We start from the raw sequence: 5,738 nt of genomic DNA, 5'->3' as shown, positions 1-5,738 counted from the left end.
CAGACCATAGTCTCGGTTTGCGAAAACCTGCTCAACACAAGGGCGGCGCTTGATTTACTGTTAGCGCCTGTCCAAGGGACCACGCCAACACCGACCAGCCGCCCACGTGGGAGCGAGCCTGCTCGCGAAAGCGTCAGTTCAGACAACCTGATGCTGAATGTGCCGACGTCTTCGCGAGCAGGCTCGCTCCCACAGGGTTCTCTGTGGCTGTCGAGCCGGGCGACTGCTCCCACGGATCAAAATAACCATAAAAAATCCGAGGTACTTCCCGTGGCCGTTGATATCGAAGATAGCCGCTCCGCGCGCTTTGCCCTGCGCTGTTCCAGTTTTGCCGAACGCTGGTTTCCCGATTCCTGGGTATTCGCCGCGTTGGCCGTGATCATCGTTGCGCTGGCCACTTTGGCCATGGGCGCCAAACCTACCGCTGCGGCGATGGCCTTCGGCGACGGCTTCTGGAGCCTGATCCCGTTCACCATGCAGATGGCCTTCGTGGTGATCGGCGGCTACGTCGTCGCCAGCTCTCCGCCCGCAGTCAAACTGATCGACAAACTGGCACGCATCCCGAAAAACGGCCGCTCCGCCGTGGCCTGGGTAGCGTTGATTTCGATGGTCGCATCGCTGCTCAATTGGGGTCTGTCGCTGGTATTCGGCGGGCTGCTGGTACGCGCCCTCGCCCGCCGCACCGATCTGAAAATGGATTACCGCGCGGCCGGTGCTGCGGCATACCTTGGCCTTGGCGCGGTGTGGGCGCTGGGCTTGTCATCGTCAGCCGCACAGTTGCAGGCCAACCCGGGCAGCCTGCCGCCGTCGATCCTGTCGATCACTGGCGTAATCCCGTTCACCGAAACCATTTTTCTCTGGCAATCCGGGGTCATGCTGCTGGCGCTGATCGTGATCTCGATCATCATCGCCTACGCCACCGCGCCCGGGCCGAATTCGGCACGCGACGCCAAGGCCTGCGGCATCGACCCGGCGTTCAACCTGCCGCCGCTGCAACCGCGCACGCGCCCCGGCGAATGGCTGGAACACAGCCCGTTGCTGATCATTGTGCTGGTGCTTCTGGCGGCGGGCTGGCTATTTCACGAGTTCTCGACCAAACCGGCGATCACTGCGATTTCCGGCCTGAACACCTACAACTTCCTGTTCATCATGCTCGGCGCGCTGTTGCACTGGCGCCCGCGCAGCTTCCTCGATGCGGTGGCCCGTGCGGTGCCGACCACCACTGGCGTGTTGATCCAGTTTCCGTTGTACGGCTCGATCGCCGCACTGATGACTACGGTCAAAGGCGCCGATGCGCAAACCCTCGCACATCACATCTCGACCTTCTTCGTCAGCATCGCCTCCCACGACACCTATGCGCTGCTGATGGGCGTCTATTCGGCGATTCTCGGTTTCTTCATCCCGTCCGGCGGCGGCAAATGGATCATCGAAGCGCCCTACGTGATGCAAGTCGCCAATGACCTGCAATACCACCTCGGCTGGGCAGTGCAGATCTACAACGCCGCCGAAGCCTTGCCGAACCTGATCAACCCGTTCTATATGCTGCCGCTGCTGGGCGTGCTCGGGTTGAAGGCGCGGGATCTGATCGGCTTCTCGTTCGTGCAACTGCTGGTGCACACGCCACTGGTGCTGCTGTTGTTGTGGGCGCTGGGGACGACATTGGCGTATACGCCGCCGGTGATGCCGTAGGTAGACTTTAATACGCCTGTCTGCGGACAGGCGTATTCAACCTTGAGCGGTCGGAAGGGACTTCAACAGTGCAGGCAACGCAACCTGAACGGTTTCCCAGACAACGTCCAGATTGATATCGAAATAACCGTGAGCAATTCGATTACGCATCCCACGCATGCTGCGCCACGGCACCTGCGCGTTTTCAACAGTGAACTCAGGGTAACGATCCATGATCTTGGTCGCTGCCTCTCCAATGATGATCAGGCTCATGATCACCGCTTGTTGCGTTCTCTTATTGTCAGCAAATTCATCTTTGTTCAGGCCCTCGACGAAGATAAGCGCATCTCTCGCGGCCTGACGAATATGTTCAAGATAATCATCTCGCCGGTTCTCGTTCATACGGGTCGCGCCTGATCAAGCACCTGCTGACGAAATTTCACTGGCAGGTCACCGGGCGTCAACACTTCGACTGCAACGCCCAGCAGGTCTTCAAGCTCAACCTGAAGTCCGCCGAGATCAAAAAGCGTTGTGCCGGGCAGCGGGTCAACCAGCAGATCGAGATCGCTACCGTCCAGATCCGTCCCCAGCAATGCTGAACCAAATACACGCGGGTTGGCCACACGAAAGCGTCCGATCACTTCGCGGACGGCGGACCTTTGCATGTCGAGAGCAGTAGAAGGCTTCATGACTCACCCTTGGAAAATTCGATGTCGCTGCAGTCTAGCAGTGCGGACGCGCACCAGGCAGCGTGCTTGTTGGCACAGCCGTAACAATATGTGCGCTGCTTGGGTCATACCGCATTCAGGCAAGAATCCACACTCAACCGCTTTTCTGTCAAACACCGCTGATCCACTATGAAGCGCCCCCAAATCGAGGGGAACCCACGCTGAAAAGGATCTGAGCATGTTCAAACTCGCAGGACTTACCCTCGTTGCACTGACGCTAAGCGCCGCCGCTCACGCCGATGTCGACGTGAAACTGGGCAGCACCGAGCGCGTCACCCGGCTCTTCGCCTACCCCAACAATTGCAGCGTGATCTGCTTTCGCAACTGGACGCTGGAGCAGACCGTTGCTCACTATCTGAGTCAGAGCGTCCAGCGCGATGGTTACGCCGATGCCAAGGTGCTGGTGAAGACCGACAACGATCAGCTCTACGCCGAGATCACCGGTGTGCCGGACGGCTATGACAAGCCGCTGTCAGCGTTGCTCGACGCCGGCGATCTGGCTTATGCCGGCGCCAGCAAGCTCAATGCCGATGGCAAATGGGCCTACAGCTGGTATCTGTTCCTGCCGTTGGGCATGGCCCTGGAGAATCGCAAGAGCGTCGAGTTGCTGCACTTCCCGCCTGACTACTCGCTGACCCAGGCGCAGGACTATCTGCGCTCGAACACCACCGATCGCTGGGCGACGTTGCTGACCGATAACGGCATCCCCGCCGGGCAGACGCCGGCCTATCAGACCATCATCGACATCGCGCCGATCGCCGCGCCGTCCAATGCCGGCGGGGATCTGGAGGACGTCTACGACTACTTCAAGGATTACCAGACCACGCTGGTCAAGCAGTTCAGCCAGACCGCCAGCGGCACGACGCTTCCGATGGTTGCGTTCGGGGCGCCGGTGCGCAACTGGATCAAGGAACAGTATGGGCCGACGGTGGGCGTATTGGGTCTGGCAAGCATCAGTCCAAGCGAAGGGGTGAATGTGCCGGTGCTCGGCTCGAATCATCCGAGCTATATCTGGTACGCCGCCGATCCGAAGAGCTATACCGGCGACGATGCCCAGGCCAAGGCTGACGCGGCGGGCCTTAAAGTCATGGGCCAGGATTTGAGCGCGGCTTGCTGGCAGGCCGGGATGGGCAGCAAGCCGGGCAGCGATGCGCAGGCCACGCTGAACAGTTGCACGCAAACATGGCAGGTGACGCAAAAGGTCAAAACCTGCGAGTTGTTCTACACCTCGATCCGCGACCTCAGCGCCGAACAAGCCGCCGCCAAGTGCGCCACGCCACGAATCAAGACACAACTGCAGCAGTTGAAAGCGCCACTGCCTGCGGCCGCCTTGCCCGCACCCGCTCTGTAATCGCTGCCGGAGCCCCCCGTGTCAGTCAATGCTGACGCGGGCCAACGGTGATCGCGCCTGTCAGGTTTGACAGTAGACCGGTACCTTCAATTGCGCGACGCTTGGATCCAATCATGCTTCGCCTGGCGAGGCATGGGCACAACCCGGAGGCAATACTCACCAACAAGGATCGTTATGAACAATCAAGCCGTGGGCCGGCACCTGCCGCGCGACACAGAAGGCATTTATCCGTTCGCCGGACTTCCCGTGCGGCTGGGCTTTCCATCCTGGGACGACTTCCAGATCATCCACAACGAACGAGGCATGGCCACGGCGGTGGTCGCGCGTCGCGATTTTCTGCGCATTAGCCGAATGTGCCGGGTTTCCGGACAATTGCTGCCCTATCGCTGTCGACAGACCCGTCAGTTGCAAACCGGTATTCACGTTTACGATCCGCGCTTTTGCGGGGTGTTGGAACACGCCTGCGACCCGAATGTATTTCTCGACATGAGCGAATTGTGGCTGTGGGCCTTGAAAGATATCCACAGCGGCGAACATCTGAGCATCGATTACGCATCGACCGAAGACAAACTGCTACGCCAGTTCGCCTGCGATTGCGGTTCGTCGCGCTGCCGTGGCTGGATCACCGGTTACGACGAACCACCCACGCCTGAAGGCCAGCGCTTTTTACAGCGCTGGCGTCATCCAGGCCGAAGCTGAAAGCTGCGGTTACGGCGCGCCGACCGGACGCAAACGATATTGCGGCGGCAGCTGCTCGAAACCACTGATGGTGGTATTGAGACTTTTCCAGCGGCCGTCCTTGATGCCGTAGATGCAGCCGTGGATCGACAGCGGCTGTCCGCGATGCCAGGCGTTCTGGATGATGCTGGTGTGCGCGACGTTAGCCACCTGCTGGATCACGTTGAGTTCGCACATGCGATCGACCTGCTCTTCTTCGGTCGCCAGTTTCGCCAGCTCTTCGCGCTTTTCGTAGTACAGATCGCGGATCGAGCGCAGCCAGCCATCGATCAGGCCGAACTGGCGATCCTGCATCGCCGCACGCACACCGCCGCAGCCGTAGTGGCCGGTGACGAGGATGTGTTTGACCTTGAGCACATCCACCGCGTACTGGATCACCGAGAGGCAGTTGAGGTCGGTGTGCAGCACGACGTTGGCCACGTTGCGGTGCACGAACAGATCGCCCGGCAGCATGCCGACGATTTCGTTAGCCGGTACGCGTGCGTCGGAGCAGCCGATCCATAGATATTCCGGGGTCTGCTGGCGCGCCAGTTTGGCGAAGAAATCCGGGTCTTCCTTGGTGATCGCGTCAGCCCAACGCTCGTTGTTATCAATCAGGTCTTGTAGATCGTGCATGGATAAGGCCTCAAGAAAGATGCGCAGGTTTGATAGACGACCACCCGTCGAAGTCACGCCGCCAGCGCAAAGTGTTTTCGTTGGAATTCTCGCGCGCCCGGTGAGTCCACTCAGTAAGGCCCACACTATGAGGAATTGCCATGACTGATTCACGACGCCCTTATGATGCGGTGCAACCGGAACCCATCGATGATAACGAAGACCGCATGGGCTCGGTGCACGAGCTGGATTTCGACGATGAGGAGCCCAGCGCGAAGATCGGCGATGAGCTGCCCGAGCGTGAACGTGAACAATTGATGCCGGCTGAGCGAGTGCGTGAGGCGGGTATGACCGGGGCCTCGGTGGACGATCACCAGCCGACTGACGATGACCTGAGCCCGGAAACGTTGATTCGCGAGGATGGTGCGCGCGATGCCGAGGAAGTCGGCGAGGGTAATCAGGCGGATTGGGATCTGAGCGTGGTCGATGAAAATGACATCGGCGGCGGTGACGGGCTGGATGAAGCGGAACTGGCGGATCTGGATCCGCTGGATGGCAAGCGCTGATCCGCTGGCTTGAAATTTGCCCCCTGTAGGAGCTGCCGAAGGCTGCGATCTTTTGATTTGGCTTGGGATCTTACAAAAACAGGATCAAAAGAT

7 protein-coding genes are annotated in these 5,738 nt (G+C 59.7%); 4 read left to right on the top strand and 3 right to left on the bottom strand.

What is annotated here, in order from left to right:
- Positions 1 to 270 precede the first annotated feature (270 nt).
- Positions 271 to 1,689 (top strand): short-chain fatty acid transporter, encoded by a 1,419-nt coding sequence (locus tag F8N49_RS24925; RefSeq protein ID WP_016773194.1) that lies wholly within the window; start codon positions 271 to 273, stop codon positions 1,687 to 1,689.
- A gap of 36 nt (positions 1,690 to 1,725) precedes the next feature.
- On the opposite strand, the gene F8N49_RS24920 is transcribed toward F8N49_RS24925, so the two are convergent.
- Both F8N49_RS24920 and F8N49_RS24915 read right to left on the bottom strand, forming a co-directional pair.
- Positions 1,726 to 2,070 carry a DUF86 domain-containing protein gene (locus tag F8N49_RS24920; protein ID WP_151553012.1) on the bottom strand — a complete coding sequence of 115 codons (345 nt, stop codon included), beginning with the start codon at positions 2,068 to 2,070 and terminating at the stop codon, positions 1,726 to 1,728.
- Positions 2,067 to 2,357: a nucleotidyltransferase family protein gene (locus F8N49_RS24915; RefSeq protein ID WP_042609686.1), complete on the bottom strand. Its 291-nt coding sequence runs from the start codon at positions 2,355 to 2,357 to the stop codon at positions 2,067 to 2,069. The genes F8N49_RS24920 and F8N49_RS24915 overlap by 4 nt, the downstream gene beginning before the upstream one ends.
- A gap of 217 nt (positions 2,358 to 2,574) precedes the next feature.
- On the opposite strand from F8N49_RS24915, the gene F8N49_RS24910 reads away from it, so the two are divergent.
- The gene (locus tag F8N49_RS24910) at positions 2,575 to 3,747 is read left to right on the top strand and encodes a hypothetical protein (RefSeq protein ID WP_122751899.1); all 1,173 of its coding nucleotides are present in this window, start codon (positions 2,575 to 2,577) and stop codon (positions 3,745 to 3,747) included.
- Between the two features lie 174 nt (positions 3,748 to 3,921).
- Positions 3,922 to 4,446, top strand: coding sequence for a lysine methyltransferase (locus F8N49_RS24905; RefSeq protein WP_122751900.1), 525 nt, complete (start codon positions 3,922 to 3,924; stop codon positions 4,444 to 4,446).
- 9 nt (positions 4,447 to 4,455) lie between these two features.
- Here F8N49_RS24905 and can read toward each other — a convergent pair whose 3' ends face one another.
- Positions 4,456 to 5,100, bottom strand: a complete 645-nt coding sequence (gene can, locus F8N49_RS24900) for a carbonate dehydratase (RefSeq protein WP_122747852.1) — start codon at positions 5,098 to 5,100, stop codon at positions 4,456 to 4,458.
- Positions 5,101 to 5,240: 140 nt separating this feature from the next.
- On the opposite strand from can, the gene F8N49_RS24895 reads away from it, so the two are divergent.
- On the top strand, positions 5,241 to 5,645 hold the full coding sequence (locus tag F8N49_RS24895) for a serine kinase/phosphatase (RefSeq protein ID WP_122611786.1): 405 nt from the start codon (positions 5,241 to 5,243) through the stop codon (positions 5,643 to 5,645).
- The last annotated feature ends 93 nt before the right edge of the window (positions 5,646 to 5,738 follow it).

This window comes from Pseudomonas sp. GXM4 (genome assembly GCF_008923895.1).
Classification (GTDB): Bacteria; Pseudomonadota; Gammaproteobacteria; order Pseudomonadales; family Pseudomonadaceae; genus Aquipseudomonas; species Aquipseudomonas atacamensis.
Note: the sequence above shows the minus strand (reverse complement) of the source record. Positions and strands in the feature narration are given on the sequence as shown.